The 16,557-nt window shown below is 64.7% G+C and carries 11 protein-coding genes; 7 read left to right on the top strand and 4 right to left on the bottom strand.

Translation table 11 applies throughout. The features are described from left to right. The first annotated feature begins 245 nt into the window (after positions 1–245). The 3 genes from CLU85_RS03220 to priA all read left to right on the top strand — a co-directional run bounded on the left by CLU85_RS03220 (position 246) and on the right by priA (position 5,896). Positions 246–1,829: an MFS transporter gene (locus CLU85_RS03220; RefSeq protein ID WP_100409019.1), complete on the top strand. Its 1,584-nt coding sequence runs from the start codon at positions 246–248 to the stop codon at positions 1,827–1,829. A 152-nt stretch (positions 1,830–1,981) separates the two neighbouring features. After that, positions 1,982–3,094, top strand: coding sequence for a uroporphyrinogen decarboxylase (gene hemE / locus CLU85_RS03215; RefSeq protein ID WP_100409018.1), 1,113 nt, complete (start codon positions 1,982–1,984; stop codon positions 3,092–3,094). A 672-nt stretch (positions 3,095–3,766) separates the two neighbouring features. Further along, positions 3,767–5,896 carry a primosomal protein N' gene (gene priA / locus CLU85_RS03210; RefSeq protein ID WP_369858302.1) on the top strand — a complete coding sequence of 710 codons (2,130 nt, stop codon included), beginning with the start codon at positions 3,767–3,769 and terminating at the stop codon, positions 5,894–5,896. A gap of 80 nt (positions 5,897–5,976) precedes the next feature. Here the strand turns inward: priA and CLU85_RS03205 are convergent, their stop codons facing one another. After that, a complete protein-coding gene (locus CLU85_RS03205) occupies positions 5,977–6,930 on the bottom strand; it encodes an AEC family transporter (protein WP_100409016.1) in 954 nt (317 codons plus the stop codon). Positions 6,931–7,045: 115 nt separating this feature from the next. Then, positions 7,046–8,212, bottom strand: a complete 1,167-nt coding sequence (locus CLU85_RS03200; protein ID WP_100412349.1) for an ABC transporter substrate-binding protein — start codon at positions 8,210–8,212, stop codon at positions 7,046–7,048. Positions 8,213–8,592: 380 nt separating this feature from the next. Here CLU85_RS03200 and CLU85_RS03195 point away from each other — a divergent pair, with 380 nt between their 5' ends. The 4 genes from CLU85_RS03195 (at position 8,593) to CLU85_RS03180 (ending at position 13,111) form a co-directional block, all read left to right on the top strand. Continuing rightward, positions 8,593–10,704, top strand: a complete 2,112-nt coding sequence (locus CLU85_RS03195; protein WP_100409015.1) for an ATP-dependent helicase — start codon at positions 8,593–8,595, stop codon at positions 10,702–10,704. Between the two features lie 148 nt (positions 10,705–10,852). Next, entirely contained in the window at positions 10,853–11,206 is a 354-nt protein-coding gene (locus tag CLU85_RS03190; RefSeq protein WP_232727713.1) for a hypothetical protein, read from the top strand. Further along, positions 11,197–12,411, top strand: a complete 1,215-nt coding sequence (locus CLU85_RS03185; protein ID WP_100409013.1) for a phospholipase A — start codon at positions 11,197–11,199, stop codon at positions 12,409–12,411. The genes CLU85_RS03190 and CLU85_RS03185 overlap by 10 nt, the downstream gene beginning before the upstream one ends. 310 nt (positions 12,412–12,721) lie before the next feature. Next, the gene (locus CLU85_RS03180; protein WP_100409012.1) at positions 12,722–13,111 is read left to right on the top strand and encodes a hypothetical protein; all 390 of its coding nucleotides are present in this window, start codon (positions 12,722–12,724) and stop codon (positions 13,109–13,111) included. 95 nt (positions 13,112–13,206) lie between these two features. Here CLU85_RS03180 and CLU85_RS03175 read toward each other — a convergent pair whose 3' ends face one another. Further along, entirely contained in the window at positions 13,207–15,549 is a 2,343-nt protein-coding gene (locus tag CLU85_RS03175) for a cytochrome P450/oxidoreductase (protein WP_100409011.1), read from the bottom strand. 97 nt (positions 15,550–15,646) lie between these two features. Further along, positions 15,647–16,468, bottom strand: coding sequence for an IclR family transcriptional regulator (locus CLU85_RS03170; RefSeq protein ID WP_100409010.1), 822 nt, complete (start codon positions 16,466–16,468; stop codon positions 15,647–15,649). Between the last annotated feature and the right edge of the window lie 89 nt (positions 16,469–16,557).

Below are 16,557 nucleotides of genomic sequence, written 5' to 3'. Positions count from 1 at the left end.
TGCCGTGGCGTGCCATCGCCCCACCTCACGTCCACCGCTCGGGCAAGGTATCTGTGCGATGGCAAAGAAACCGCGAACAGGCTCTGCGACCCCGAACGATGCCTTGGCCATCGCCTGCAAGGGACAACCCGCAAGCGCAACCCCCAAACGGCCCGGTGGCTATATCCTCGACGCATGGCGCACTGGCACGACCTGTGTGCTCTTTTTGACACCGTCCCAACAAGACCCTTCAGCCTTCCACGCCCATGTCCTCGCCATCGACCTCTTTGTGGAGCCCCTTGCGCCAACCAGCGTTTCGCGGCCTGTGGATCTGTGGCGGGGTGTTTTTTATCGGCAGCGGCATGCAGACCATGGCCGCCGCGTGGCTCATGGTGGAGCTGACGGGCTCTTCGTTCCTGGCGGCGCTGGTGCAGACTGCCGTGTTTTTGCCCATGTTTCTGCTGGCGCTGCCGGCGGGTGTGCTGGCCGACACCACAGACCGCCGGAGGCTGATCTCCGGCGCATTGCTGGCGCAAACCGGGGCCTGTGCATTGCTCACGCTGCTGACGCTGGGCGGCTGGAGCGGCCCGGCGTCGGTGCTGTTCCTGGTGTTCATCTGCGGCTGCTGCACGGCGGTGCTCACGCCGGCCTGGAACTCCTCGGTCATCGACCCCGTGCCGCGTGACGAGTGGCCCCAGGCCATCACGGCGGTCAGCATTGCCTACAACGCCGCACGCGCCGTGGGCCCCACGATGGCCGGGCTGGTGTTTGCGCAATTGGGCGCAGGCTGGGTGTTTGCCGTCACGGTCGCCACCACGCTGGTGATGTGGGAGTCCATCCGCCGCTGGCCACCCAAAGCACACCCGCCGTCCAAACTGCCCGCCGAGCGCCTGTGGGGCGGCACCCTGAGCGGCCTGCGGTTTGCCTGGCACTCGCGCATGATCCTCGCGCAATTGGTGCGGGTGATGGCGTTCAGCGCAGCGGGCTCGGCCCTGTGGGCACTGCTGCCGGTGATTGCACAGCGCCAGTTGGGCACGGGTGCGCAGGGCTTTGGCCTGCTGATGGGTTGCCTGGGCACCGGTGCCGTGGGCGTGGGCCTGGTGCTGGGGCGGCTGCGGGCGCGCTTTGGCCTGGAGGTCATCGTCGGCACCGGTGGTGTGGTGTTTGCCGCCGCCATGCTGGTGGCGGCCCTGACCAAAATGGCGTGGGTGGTGTATATCGCCATGCTGTTCGCGGGCGCCGCGTGGATGTCAGCCATGTCCACCTTCAACACCGCCACCCAGGCCAGCGCGCCGCAGTGGGTGCGCTCCCGCGCCGTGGCCATGCACATGGTGGCCGCGCTGGGCGCGTTCGCCATGGGCTCGGCGTTCTGGGGGGCATCGTCTGACCTCATCGGACTCACCCCTACGCTGTGCGTAGCGGCCGCACTGATGGGCGCGGGCCTGCTGCTGGCACGCCCCATGCCACTGCGCATGGGTGCTCTGCATGAGGTCACCCAGGCCACGCCCTGGGATGAACTCTTTATCGAGGCAGAGCCCCTGCCGGAGGCTGGCCCTGTGGCCGTGGAGGTGGGCTACCGCATCGCCCCTGGCACCGATGCCGCGTTTCTGGACACCATCAGCCGCATGAAGGCGCCGCGCCGCCGCGACGGCGCTACGTTCTGGCGCATCTACAAGGACCTCGGCGAGCCCTCGCGCTATGTGGAGCGCTTCATCGTCGAGTCCTGGGCCGACTACCTGCACCAACGTGCACGCGCCACCATGGCCGACCAGGCTCTGGAGACCGAAGTGAGGGCATTTCTCGCACCGGGCGAGGTCACCACCATGTCGCACTACATTGCCGAGCGGTAGCGCCCCCTGAGCCGCTTCGCGGCTTACCCCACAGGGGATGCCCCCTGCAGACCCGCAAAGCCGGAGCCACCGTGGCGCTGGCCTCTGCCGCACCCGCTTCAGCCGCAGCGCGCTGCGCCAGGCCTTGCCGTCCGGCCTGCGACAATAAGGCGATGAGCTTTGCACCCCTCTCCAACGACACCTTCCTGCGCGCGTGCCGCCGCCAGGCTACCGATTACACGCCCCTGTGGCTCATGCGCCAGGCGGGCCGCTACCTGCCTGAATACAAGGCGACCCGCGCCCAGGCAGGCAGCTTCATGGGCCTGGCCACCCATGTGGACTACGCCACCGAAGTCACGTTGCAGCCGCTCGAGCGTTTTCCGCTCGATGCCGCCATCCTGTTTTCAGACATCCTGACCGTGCCCGACGCCATGGGCCTGGGCCTGACCTTTGCCGAAGGCGAAGGCCCACGGTTTGCCAAGGTGGTGCGCGACGAAGCCGCTGTGGAGCAGCTGGCCGTGCCCGACATGGACAAGCTGCGCTACGTGTTTGACGCCGTCACCAGCATCCGCAAGGCACTGAATGGCCGCGTGCCGTTGATCGGGTTTTCGGGCAGCCCCTGGACGCTGGCCTGCTACATGGTCGAAGGCAAGGGCAGCGACGACTATCGACTGGTCAAAAGCCTGATGTACAGCCGCCCCGATCTGATGCACCGCATCCTGGCCATCAACGCCGACAGCGTGGCCGCGTACCTGAACGCCCAGATCGACGCGGGCGCCCAGGCCGTGATGATTTTTGACAGCTGGGGCGGCGTGCTGGCCGATGGTGCGTTTCAGGAGTTCAGCCTGGCTTACACCAAGCGCGTGCTGGCGCAGCTCAAGCGCACCGGCGTGGATGGCACCGATGTGCCGCGTATCGTTTTCACCAAGGGCGGCGCCCTGTGGCTCGAAGACATGAAGCCGCTCGACTGCGAGGTGTTGGGCCTGGACTGGACGGCCAACCTGGCCAAGGCACGGGCCCTGGTGGGTGGTGCCGTGGGCGGCCCTGGCAAGGCGCTGCAGGGCAACATCGACCCCAACGTGCTGTTTGCGCCGCCCGCGCAGATCGTGCAGCAGGTCCACAAGGTGCTCGACAGCTTTGGTGCCCCCCACACCGACCGCACCACCACCGGCCCCACCCACATCTTCAATCTGGGCCACGGCATCAGCCAGTTCACGCCACCCGAGCATGTGTCGGCGCTCGTGGAGGCCGTGCACAGCCATTCGCGCGCGCAACGGCAGGCTTAAAGCCTCCCGGCACAGCCTTGCCGGCTTACTTATGCACAAAACTGGAGCGCTGATCGGGTAAATGGCCGACGGCGCACTGGTTTCCAAAAAAACCAGTGCACTACGCTAAGTCATTGAATTCAAACGTATTTAGCCCTCTGCTTTTTTGACAGGCAATCCAGCGAAAGCACGGTTTTTCAAGGGCTTGCGAAGCAAACCCACGAGATATCAACAAAGTTATCCACAGAATTTCTGGATTGTTTGCAAATATCCAGTCAAATCAAGCACTTGCAGCCTAAACCGGAGAAATCAGTGAACATGGAGCAGGCCCGCTAGCACAAATTTGGGGATCTCCAGCCGCTTGACGAAACGCTGATGTCCGACTTATGCACACAAACCGTGATGCAGCGCAACATGACTGGCTCACCGGCCCATAGCACAAAATTTGCAGCCAAAATTCTTCAGATGATTGATTCATAAGGATTTTTTTGGCATGCCGGTTTTGTGGGCAATCTGTCAGCACCCAGGTTTCATGCGGCTTGGGCGGCCGTTGAGCAAGGATGTCAACAAAGTTATCCACAGAAATTCGGGATTACTCCCACTCCCGATTCAAATCAAGCACTTAGCAGCCAAACCTCTACGTAACATCCACAACACCACCCAAGCGCCCCTCTGCCCTCATAGCCCGTGCCTATCCACACTGCCATCGTCCACGTTGCCTTGCACACCCCGGCGCACAGCGGTGTGGGCGACCTGCTGAGTTACGCCAGTGAGCGCCCGCTTGCTCCCGGCACGCTGGTGCGTGTGCCACTGGGTAAACGCGAAGTGCTGGGCGTGGTGTGGGATGCCGACGAAGCGACGGGCGAGCTGCCCGATGGCGCCACCCTGCGCGCCATTGCCGGGGTGCTGGAAGGCGTGGCGCCGCTGGACATGCCCTGGCGCCGCCTGGTGGCGTTTGCAGCACGCTATTACCAGCGTGCGCTGGGCGAGGTCGCTTTGGCCGCCCTGCCTCCCCAACTGCGCGACCTGCAGCCTGAGCAACTGGCGCGGCGCCTGCGCCGCCCGGCGCTCGCGGCAGGGGACTCGCAAGATGCTATTCAAAACATAGCACTTACCGCAGAACAGGAAAGCGCTAGAGCCCGAATTTCTTCGGAAAATGGTCCCTTCCTGCTGTTTGGCAGCACCGGCAGCGGCAAGACCGAGGTGTATCTGCGCTGCGTGCAGGAAGTGCTGGAGGCCGACCCCGAGGGCGCTTTCCCTACCCAGGCGCTGGTGATGGTGCCCGAGATCAACCTCACGCCCCAGCTCGAAGAGCGTTTTGTCAGCCGCTTTGCACCGCGCTTTGGCCCGGGCGCCGTGGTGTCGCTGCACAGCGGCATGACCAACCCCCAGCGCCTCAAGAGCTGGCTGGCCGCGCACAACGGAACGGCGCGCATCGTGCTCGGTACACGCATGGCCGTGTTTGCCAGCCTGCCGGGGCTCAAGCTCATCGTGGTCGATGAGGAGCACGACCCCAGCTACAAGCAGCAAGAAGGCGCCCGCTACTCGGCGCGCGACCTGGCCATCTGGCGGGGGCGCGAGCAGGGTGCCAAAGTCCTCCTGGGTTCGGCCACGCCCTCACTGGAGAGCTGGCACGCCAGCCGCCCGCCCACACCCGAAGACCCCGAAGGCGGGCGCTATGTGCGGCTGCACATGCCCAGCCGCATCGGCGCAGGCGCCCTGGCCCGTGTGCGGCGGGTGGACATGAACCAGCAGCCCCGGCGCGCGGTGTTCAGCGCCCCGCTGCTGCAGGCCATCACCGAGCGCGTGGCGCGCGGCGAGCAAAGCATGGTGTTGCTCAACCGCCGGGGCTACGCGCCCGTGCTGCACTGCGTGGATTGCGGCTGGAAAAGCGACTGCCCGCACTGCAGCGCACACCAGGTCTTTCACAAAACCGATCGCACCCTGCGCTGCCACCACTGCGGCTACACCGTGCGTGTGCCGTTTCACTGCCCCACCTGCGGCAGCCCCGACATTCATCCCATGGGCCGGGGCACCGAACAACTGGAAGAAGAACTGGCCGCCCTGCTGCGCAATGTGCAGCGCCCCGACCGCAACCCTGCCCGCATCGCCCGCATCGACGCAGACACCACCAAAGCCAAGGGCGCGCTGGAGGCGCAACTGGCGCAGGTGCATTCCGGCGAAGTGGATGTGCTGGTGGGCACGCAGATGATCGCCAAAGGCCATGACTTCCGCCGCATCACGCTGGTGGCCGCCGTGCAGCCCGATGGCGCGCTGTTCAGCAGCGACTTTCGCGCACCCGAACGGCTGTTTGCGCTGTTGATGCAGGCCGCTGGCCGGGCCGGGCGCGACGCGGCGTATATGGCCGCGCAGGGCACGCCGTGCGAGATGTGGGTGCAGAGCTTTCACCCCCAACATGCCGTGTACGAGGCGCTGCGCAAGCACGACTACGAGGCTTTTGCCGCCCAGCAATTGAAGGAGCGCGAAGAGGCCGCCATGCCACCCTTCGCCTACCAGGCCCTGGTGCGGGCCGATGCGCGCACGCAGGAGGTCGCCCAGGGTTTTCTGAGGGCCGCCACCGCTGCCGCCCATGCGGCGGACCTGCCGGGGCTGGAGGTGGTGACCTTGTTCCCGCCCGTGCCACTCACCATCCAGCGCGTGGCCAATGTGGAACGCGCGCAGATGCTGATGGAAAGCGGCAGCCGCGCCGCACTGCAGCGTTTTTTGGTGGCATGGCAGCCCGTGCTGCAAACCACACGCAGCCAGCCCGAGCACAAGGGCGTGGTGCGCTGGCTGGTGGACGTGGACCCGTTGACGATTTGAGGCCCCAAAGGGCTCTGGGTGGCATTTGCAGCCTCAGCCGCTTATGAACAAAGCGCAGAAAGCTATCAAAAACAGAGCATTCAGGTCAACAGAGCCACGGCCCCCGAAAAGCTCAGAAACGCCAGTGCGGTAGACACCAGAATGATGCGCGCCACGCGCCCGTTGTTGGCACCAAATTTTTCCGCCAGCAGCGACACATTGCTGGCGCTGGGCAGCGCTGACAGCAGCACCAGCACGGTGAGCGCAAACGGCGTGAGCGGCACGCCCAGCGCCATGGCGGCAGTGCCCACGCTCCACACCAGCAGCGGGTGGACCAGCAACTTGGCCAGAGCCACCGGCACGTAGTCGCGTGCAGGCACCTGTTCGTGCTGGTTCATCTGCGAGCGGGCCAGCACTGCGCCGATGGTGAACAGCGCCACGGGAGAGGCCGCGTCAGCCAGCATGGCGATGGTCTTGTCCACCGGGACGGGCAGCTTGGACTGCAGGGCCGATGCCAGCGCGCCCAGCGCGATCGACCAGGGCATGGGGTTGGTCGCCATGCCCTTGAAGGCGCTCTTCAATGCCACACCCACGCCGTGGGTACCCGCGCCATCCAGGCGCGACAGCGCAATACACAGCGAGCTGGTGATGACCATGTCCACCACAATGGTGACGATGGCCGGGCCCGCGCTTTGCGCGCCCAGCAGCGCCACCAGCAGCGGCACCCCCATGAAGCCGGTGTTGGGAAAGGCCGCTACCAGCGCGCCAAAGGCCGCGTCGTTCCAGCCGATATGCGCCTTGCGCGTGAGCGCCACCGTGGCGCCCACCATGACCAGCGCGCACAGTCCATACACGCCCGCCACGGCCGGGTCCAGCAGTTGCCCAATGGGCGTACTGGCGCCAAACCGGTACAGCATGCACGGCAGCGCAAAGTACAGCACGAAGGCATTCAGCCCCGGGATGGCGGGCTGGGGCAGCACCCCGCGCCTGGCAGCCAGATAGCCGCAGAGCACCAGGGCGAAGAAGGGGAAGGTGATAAGAAGGACGGAGAGCACGGGCGCTATTGTCTGTGCTGCGCTTGGCAGACCGGTGCGCGGCCTGCGGGGATGGTCAGCGCAAAGTCAGTGGGGCGCCCTCGCCAACGGCGAGCAGCGCACCACCCACACGGAGCTACTGCTTGCGCTGGATGATGAGATTGCGTTTGGCGTCTTCGGGGTAGGCAAAGGTGATGGCTCCGTTCTTGACCATGCCGATCACGAGCATGTTGCGGGTGATCGCGTCCTTGTCCTCCACGCTGAACGGCTTTTCGTAGGTAGACACCACGCCGTAGTAAGTCTTCATCTTGCCTTCGAGCGCTTCCTTGATGGCCTTGCCGTTCAGATTGCCGTCGCGGATACCCAGGAACGAGTACATCAGCAGGTAAGTGGCGTCGTACGCGTTGGCTGCGGCCATGGGCACGGCCACCTTGCGCTGGTATTTGCGGGTGTAGCTCGACAGGAAAGACGCGCGGCGCTCGTTGCTGGGCTCGGCGACAAAGGTCTGCACCATGAGCGCCCCTTCGGCCGCGTCCTTCGCGCCCTCCAGGAAAAAGGGGAACGACAGTGTCCACGGCCCCACCTGGGGCACCTTCCAGTTCAAGGCCTTCTTGCCATTGGCAATCACGGCGTTTTCCTGGCCCACGGTGTAGCTGAAGATCACATTGGCACCCGCGCTGCGGGCGGCCGTGAGTTCGGCCGAGAGGTCTTTCACGCCCAACGCAAACCGCGACACATACACGGGCTTGAGGTTCTTGGCAGCCAGGGCGGCCACCACGTCGGCGTAGCCGCCCTCGCCGTAGCCCGTGGTGTCGGCAAAGATGGCCACCTTGTCCCAGCCCCGCTTGACGATGTCCTCCACCATGAAGGGCGCCTGCAGCGCATCACGCCCCTGCACCCGAAAGATATAGCTTTGCGGCGAAGGGTATTTAGCCGTGACCGCCGTGCCAGTGGAGCAGGGCACGATGAGCGGGCTCTTGGCCTCCTGGAACAGGTCGATGGACTTGAGCGCCACGCCCGTGTTGCAAAACCCGATGGTGGCAACCACCTTGTCATTGAGCAGCTCTTGCGACACCTTGCGGCCCTGTTCCGGGTCGGCCGTGTCGTCCTTGACCACCAGCTCCAGCGGCCGCCCCAGATAACCGCCCACGGCATTGATCTCGTCCACGGCCAGCTTGATGCCATTGAGCATGGGCACGCCAAAGTCGGCCGACGGCCCGGTAAATGGCCCCACCACGCCAATGCGCACGGGGGTGGTGCTGCCGATCTGGGCATGAACGGGTGGCGCCAGCACCGCACCCATCAGCAGGCCACCGGCGGCCACCAAGCGCCTGGCGCTGCGGTGCGCCCTCAGGAAACAAGACACGGGGGCCAATACAAAATCAAAATGGGTCATGGTGGGAGCAGTTGTGTCGGTGCAGGGCGCTCCACCAGTGGGGTGGAAGCTGCCGCACCAGTATCAAAGTGTGTCCACACGGCCCCTAGCGGGGTTTCCCGCAGCCGGGCGCGTTACCCGGCCCTGGCGGGCACACCCGTCAGGGCAGCGTCAGCCGCACCGTCGCCCTCCCACCCCAATGGCCCGCCGGTATCATTGCGCACCTGGCAACCGCCTTGCCAGACGCCCAGCCTCCCCGTGGCGGCCTTGTGCCCCTCCCCTGACTTCTCCGCTTTTTCCCTCCCCCCATGTCTGCCGGTCTCAATCTCGCCCAGCTCCAGGCTGTTCACTACACCGACGGGGCCTGCCTGGTGCTGGCCGGCGCGGGCTCGGGCAAGACGCGGGTGATCACACAAAAGATCGCCCACATGATCGAAAAAGGGATGGAGCCCAAGCGCATTGCGGCCATCACCTTCACGAACAAGGCCGCTTCCGAAATGCGCGAGCGTGCGCAGCACCTCATTGGCCGCCGTGCCAAAGAAGTGCTGGTGTGCACCTTCCACGCCCTGGGCGTGCGCATGGTGCGCGAAGACGGTTCGGTGCTGGGCCTCAAACCGCAGTTCAGCATCCTCGATGCCGACGACGTAACGGGCATCCTGAAAGAAGCCTCGGGCGGCACCACCGACATGGCCACGGCCCGCCAGTGGCAGTGGGTCATCAGCAAATGGAAGAACATGGGCCTGACCTCAGAGCAGGCGCTGGCCCAGGCGGCCGACGATAACGAACGCATCATTGCCACGCTGATGGCGCGCTACGAAGAGCGCCTGGCGGCCTACCAGAGCGTGGACTTTGACGACCTGATCGGCATGCCGCTGCGCCTGCTGCGCGACTTTCCGGAAGTGCGCGCAAAGTGGCAGGCACTGCTCAGCCATGTGCTGGTGGACGAGTACCAGGACACCAACGCCACGCAGTACGAACTGCTCAAGCTGCTGGTGGGCGAACGGGGGCACTTCACCGCAGTGGGCGACGACGACCAGTCGATTTACGGCTGGCGCGGCGCGACGCTGGACAACCTCAAGAAACTGCCCATCGACTTTCCGGCGCTCAAGGTCATCAAGCTGGAGCAAAACTACCGCTCTACCAGCGCAATCCTGCGTGCAGCCAACAACGTGATCGGGCCCAACCCAAAGCTGTTTCCCAAAACGCTGTTCAGCGAACTGGGCGAAGGCGAGCCCGTGCGCGTGGTCGATGCCGACAGCGAAGAGCACGAGGCCGAGCGTGCAGTGGCCCGCATCCAGAGCCTGCGCGCGGCCAGCAACCCACCGCCGGACTGGAAGAGCTTTGCCATCCTGTACCGCGCCAACCACCAGGCCAAGCCGTTCGAGAAGGCGCTGCGCAAAGTCAACATCCCCTACAAGGTGTCGGGCGGCACCAGCTTTTTTGACCGCGCCGAAATCAAGGACCTGTGCGCCTGGTTTCGCCTGTGGATCAACAACGATGACGACCCGGCATTTTTGCGCGCCATCACCACGCCCAAGCGCGGCATCGGCCACACCACGCTGGCATCGCTGGGCGCGTTTGCCACGCAGCACAAGCAAAGCATGTTTGGCGCGCTGTTCAACGGCATGCTGCCCGCTGCGGTACCCAAGCGCGCCATGGACGGGCTGCATGAATTTGGCCGCTACATCAACTACCTGGAATACAGCGCGCGCCGCACCCACGGTGCAGAAGATGCGCGCACCTTCTTGAACGACTGGCTCAAAGAGATTGGCTACGAGCAGCACCTGTACGACAACGAAGACAGCGAGAAAGTGGCCGCCGCCCGCTGGAGCAACGTGATGGAGTTCTGCGACTGGATGGCCCAGCGCGCGGGCGGGCAGATCGACGACACCTCGGGCGCGGTGGTGGCCAAGGAGACCAAGAGCCTGCTGGAGGTGTCACAGACGATCGCGCTGCTGTCCACCATCAGCGAGCGCGAGAAAGACCAGGACATGGTGACACTGTCGACCTTGCACGCGAGCAAGGGGCTGGAGTGGCCGCACGTGATTCTGGTGGGTGTGACCGAAGGCATGCTGCCTTTCAAGCTCGACGACGACGAAGGCCGCCAGCACAAGGTGAGCGACGACACCCTGCAGCGCCTGCAGGAAGAGCGCCGCCTGATGTACGTGGGCATCACGCGTGCCCAGCGCACCTTGGCCGTGAGCTGGACCAAGCGGCGCAAGAAAGGCCGCGAGATGGTGGCGGCACAGCCGAGCCGTTTCATCGCCGAGATGGGGCTGGACAAAACCACGGCCCGCGAAGACCCGCGCGAAAAGCTCAAGGCCTTGCGCGCAGAGTTTGCCGCCAAGGCCCTGGCCACGACGGCCGCAAATGGGGCTGCCAATGGGGCTGCCAGCGGCAATCCCTCCCCCACGGCCTGATGCCCCCAGATCCATGGACCGCGCTATACACCCCCTGGCTTCGCCGCTGGTAAACGCTGTGTTTTTGATAGCTATCAGCGCTTATCCTACAAGCGCAAGCAGTCAAAACCCCTCAAAATCTGGCACGGTGTGCCCCGCGCCCGCCGATATGAACCACCAGCACCTGCAGGGGCTGTGGCACGCAGAGCTGCAAGGTGCAGCGCCGGATGCCAAACCCATTGCAGCCACCTTGCGGCTGGGGCCCCACCCAGAACTGGCACAAAGCGTGCGGGGCACGGCCCAGCACCAGGGCGTCACGGCGCAGGTCAGTGGCGATATCGACGAGGGCGATCTGACTCTGGAAGAATCAATCAACGGAACAAACATCAGCGCCACCTGGACAGGCCGGGTGGTGGATGGCAGTTGCGGCAAGGAAATACGAGGCACATGGAACAACGCCAACCCCACCCCCACCACCCCGTCAGCACCCTTTGTGCTGCGCAAACAGGCGGCATGGCAATGAGGCCCCTGGCACGGACGACATCTCCCCGCCTGCCACGCGCAGCGGCCCTGGTGCTCGCGGCACTGGCACCCGCAGGTGCGGCTTTGGCCCAGTCCGCGCCAGCAACGCCCACCGGCGGCGCCGACAGCGCCCTGCGCCGATGCACCGCCCTGTCCAGCGACAACCAGGCGCGCCTGGCCTGTTTTGATGAGTGGGCGGCACAGCAGTCCGCCAAGGGCTGGCAAGCACCCGGCGCGTCGGCCAGCGCCGGCAGTGCAGCCAGCACTTCGTCCTCTGCCATGCCTGTGCCCGTGGACACCACGCTGCCCGCCACCCGCGTCATCGACGTGGCGCGCACGGAGGGCTGCCGCGATCCCCAGTACAGTGATCTCTCCCGCTTCTGGGAGTTGGAGTCGGGCAGCGACTGCGGCACCTTCAGCTTCCGAGGCTACCGGCCCATCACGGTGTCGGTCGTGGCTGGCAGCAACGTCAACCGCCAGCCTACGTCCGATACCGATGGCAACTCAGCCGCTGAATCCACCCCCTACCGCCGCACCGAAAACCGTATCCAGTTGTCGGTCCGCACCAAGGTGGCCCAGGGCCTGCTCACGCAGGGCCACCCCACGCTCAAGGATTCACTGTGGTTTGGCTACACGCAGCAGTCGTACTGGCAACTGTTCACGCCCGAAATTTCGCGCCCCTTCCGCGCCACCGACCACGAACCCGAACTCATGTACGTCTACCCCACCACGGCGCAACTGCCGCTGGGCTGGAAGTGGCGCTACAGCGGCATTGGACTGGTACACCAGTCCAACGGCCAGAGCAAACCCCTGTCGCGCAGCTGGAACCGTGCCTACCTGATGACCGGCATGGAGCTGGACAACCGTTTCAGTGTGAACGCCCGCATCTGGAAACGCATCCCTGAAAGCGCGGGCAGCGACGACAACCCCGGTATCAGCGACTACATCGGCCGGGGCGAGTTGTCGCTGTTCTGGAACATCAACAAGGACAACACCCTCGGCGCCACGGTGCGCCACTCGCTGGCCAGCAGCGATCGGGGCTCGGTGCGTCTTGAGTGGCTGCAGGCCCTGGGCACGGGCCTGTTCGGCAGCAAGAGCAATCTGCGCCTGCACACTGCGCTGTTCAGCGGCTATGGCGACAGCATGATCGACTACAACCGCAAACGCACCGTGTTCAGCGTGGGCCTGAGCTTGGTGGATTTCTAGCAAAGACGCCCTCTGAGGCGCGGCGCGACGGCCCACCCTGGCGTGGGCCGCGCCAGCACCTGCGGGGCGCGCACAGTTCGCGCCATGAAATGCCCAGGTCAGCGCCGCGCCGCGCCCACTCACAACTCGTTACGACATCGCCCTCAAGTTTCTCCGTGTGGCGCCGAAGCGCCGCCACAATGGCACGCGCACAGAATTCGACAAAGGCTCTGTGAACCGCGCTCAATAAGAGCCCCTTTCCCACCGTTTTACTTGCCATTGCCCGCACCGTGCGCCCTCGACAATGCCGACAAAGAGGAGGAACACACCCATGGACATGCAATACCAGCTCAAGGCAGGCAGCTACTACCTGTATGACATGCGCGATGCGCCCAGCGCCGTCACGGGTGAACGCCGCTTCAAGCTCAAGACGGACACGGTGGCCATTGCGTTTGACGTGCACACGGGCCAGGTGCACCAACATGGCAGCCCCACGCGCATCCAGTCCTGGGCGAACAACACACGCAGGCGCTTGCGCGCTGCCGGGGCGCAGGATGTGGCCAATGACATTGTGGTGGTGTCGGGCCCATTGCCTGTGGACGAACTCAACAAGTGCCTGTGGGTCAGTGGCTATGTGCGTCGCATGTTCTCGCGCCTGGCCACCTTGCCGCACGGCAAGCTCCAGCGGCCTGCGGCACAGCCGTTTCGCAAGGCCGCCTGACGCTCACGCCCCTGCCTCCCCCGTTGCGGCCGCCGTCACGGGGGATTTTTCTTTTGTAAGGGGTCCTCAGCCCTTTCCCTCCAGGGCCTGTGGCGTCAAAGCGCGAGCACGATCTTGTCACCCACGGCGCGCGAACAACAGGCCAGCATCCGCCGATGGGTTGCCCGCTCACTTTTGGTCAGCACCTTGTCGCGGTGGTCGATCTCTCCATCCACCACAGCCACCTCGCAGGTGCCACACAGGCCTTCACCGCAATCGCACGGCACGTCAAAACCCGCCGCCTGCAGTGCCTGCAGCAAAGTGCGGTCGCGAGGCACGGTGAGCTGGACCTTGGAGTCCTGCAACTCGACCACAAAAGCATGTTCTTTCTCGGGCTGCAGCCCCGAGCCTTCGCCGCTGAAATACTCATAGTGCAGCACCCCGGCAGGCCAGCCCGCGCCCAGCGCTTCGAGCGGGTCGATCAAGCGATCAGGACCACAGGCATAAACGCGGTCGCGGCTGCTGATGGAGGCCAGAAGCTCCGGCAGGTCCATGCGCTGCCCCTGGTCTTTGACGTACAGCCGCAACTGGGCGCCATGGTCGCGCTCCAGCCGTGGCAACAGCGCCATCTGTGCGCGTGAGCGCCCAGCGTAGTGCAGCGTGTAGGGCTTGCCCAGGCGCTGCAGGCGATCAGCCATGGCCAGCATGGGGGTGATGCCAATGCCTGCAGCAATCAGCACGTAACGCTCGGCCGTTTCGTCGAGGCGGAACAGGTTCTTGGGCCCGGCCAACTGCAGGGTGTCGCCGGGCTGCAAGATGTCGCAAAAGTGGCGCGAACCACCGCGCCCCTGCGCTTCGCGCTGCACTACCACCTGCAGGGTGCCGCAATTGTCCGGGTGGCCACACAGCGAATACTTGCGCCGAAAACCTCCGGCCACCAGATCGACATGTGCCCCTGCCGACCAGGCAGGGAGCGCGCGGCCCTGCGGATCGGCAAATACCAGGCGCCACTGGCCCTCGCCTTCAGACTGTTTCTCCTGAAGCACCACGGTGCGCGTGATGGAGTCCTTGGCTGGAGGACCGATATAGAAAGCATTGGCCGCCGCCACGGGTGCAGCCCCCAGGCGCTCTGGGTTGAGCGCAGGGTTCCACTCCACCCACAGTTCGGACGGCCCCCGGAACGATGTGTTGGAGAGGTATTCCACCTTCTGCCCCGGCACCAGATGCATGTGGGGCAGACGGCGCACAAACTCTTCCAGAAACACCCGCATCTGCAGACGCCCGATGTTCTTGCCCATGCACTGGTGAGCGCCATAACCAAAGGTCAGGTGCTCCACGGCACTTTCGCGAAAGACATCCACTTCGTCGGGGTTCTCGAAGTGACGGGGATCAAAATTTGCGGAGGCCTGCACCAGGAGCAGCTTTCCCCCCTGGGGAATCGAGACCCCGCCCACAACGGCATCGGCCGTGGCCACGCGGCGCCAGGCAATGATGGATCCCGCTACGCGCAGGCACTCCTCCACCGCATTGGGAATGAGCGCCGGGTTGGCGCAGATGTCTTCCCATGCCTGGCGGTGCGTGAGCAGCGTAAGAAACGCATTGGCCGTGGCGTTGGACGTGGTCTCATGCGCGGCAGCCAGGATGGCCATCATCATCGAGCGCAGGTAGGACTCGGGCACCACATCGGGGTGCGCGAGGTGCTGGCGGATGGTTTCGTACATCCAGCCTTCCCCGTCGGGCTTGGCTCGCATGGTGTCCAGAATATTTTGCGCGGTCTGCCAGAACCGGCCCACGTTTTCGGCAATTTCCAGTTGCTCCTGCGGCGTGGGCCGGCCCCAGGTGTTCAGGGTGTGCGCCACCGCGAACTGGCGCAATTGCTCAGCCCCCTCATCAGGCACGCCCAGGAACTTGAGCGCAATGCTCAAGGGGATCTCGTAGAACATTTCGGCAACCAGATCCGCACGGCCCTGATCGACGAAGCGGTCCATGGTCTGGCGCGCGAGCGCGCGCACCATGGGTTCCAGCGTCACCAGGCGCTCGGGCAAAAAGGCGTCCATCAGCAAACGGCGGCGTGCCATGTGGTCTGGCTCGTCTTCATTGACCATGGTGCGGTTCATCGCAAAACCGTAGCGCTGCAGGATCTGCATCACCTCGGGCGAGGCGGGCGTGATTTTTTCGAGTGCGTTCGACGGCGAAAAAAGCAGGTTGTCACGGAAGACCGCTTTCACATCCTCGTAGCGTGTCACCACCCAATAACCGAGTTGCGGGCTCCAGAACACGGGCTCGTCCTCCCGCGACCAGCGCAGGTAGTCACCCGGCGCCTGCATGTAGTCCGGGTCGAAGGGATTGAACGCAGCCGCTCGGGCACTGACAGGGCAGCCGGTGGGCGCAGCAGCCATGGTGGCGCCTGCATGATCGATGGGGCAGCGCCCAGAGGATGGAGCAATGGAGGGGTTCATGGCGAAGGGAATGAAATTTGCGCAATGCTATTACGCAATGCGTAAAATCACAACCCTGCAAGCCCCACCCCTCGCCCGCCCTTTGGCGCAAAGGCCCCTAGCTTGCGGTGCCAGGTGAAGGGGTGGAAAAGCCCATGGCGGCGCTGATGGCGCTGGCCTCCTGCATGACGCTGGGGCAGACTTTGCCGCCGGGCCTTGTGTCAAACCCGGTGCTCGCCCCCAGGGATGTGAGCACCGCACTGACATGGCCCCGGGCATCGTAGATCGGCGCGGCAATCGCGCTGATGCCTGCCAGCAGCGTGTCGCGCACGATGGCGCAACCCTGGGTGCGCACCTGTTGGCACAACATGCCGACAGGGTCGGGCCCCCCGATGACCGAGCGCTGTTCGGCAGAGGCGCCCGCGTATTCCGCCTGGGCTTTGGCCCGCAATTCGGCATCGTCCGAAAACGCCAGAAAGGCCTGCCCGCTGGCCGACCAGATCATCGGCAGCACCGAGCCTGGGCGAATGTTGACCGTGACGGGAAGGGAAGGCTCTTCCATGCGCATGACGGTCGGGCCCATGTTGCCCATCACCGCAATAAAGCAGGTCACTTGCAGCGACTCGCGCAGGCGCAGCAGCGCCGCTTCGCCCATGCGGACCGGGTCACACTGGCGCAGCGCAGCCAGGCCAATACGCACCGCCTCTGGCCCCAGGTGGTAATGCTGGGTCGTGGGGTGCTGCGCCACCAGCCCCTCGGAGGTGAGGCTGGACAGATAGCGGTGCACCTTGGCGGCACTCTCGGCGGACTCAGCCGCGATGGCAGTCAGGCTGGCAGCCCCGCCCAGGCGTGCCAGGGCCTTGAGGATGGTCATGCCGGTTTCTGCAGACTGCACGCGCTGGCGCCGCTTGGTGCTGGTATCGAGGGAGGGTGTGTGCATGGACGAGGATAGACGACTGCCGGTGTAGGGTAATCACGACGCAATGATTACGCATTGCGTAATATCATTGCGGAATATAAATTATTTGA

It is taken from the genome of Acidovorax sp. 69 (genome assembly GCF_002797445.1).
Classification (GTDB): domain Bacteria; phylum Pseudomonadota; class Gammaproteobacteria; order Burkholderiales; family Burkholderiaceae_C; genus Acidovorax.
This window is presented reverse-complemented; position numbering and strand designations above follow the sequence as displayed.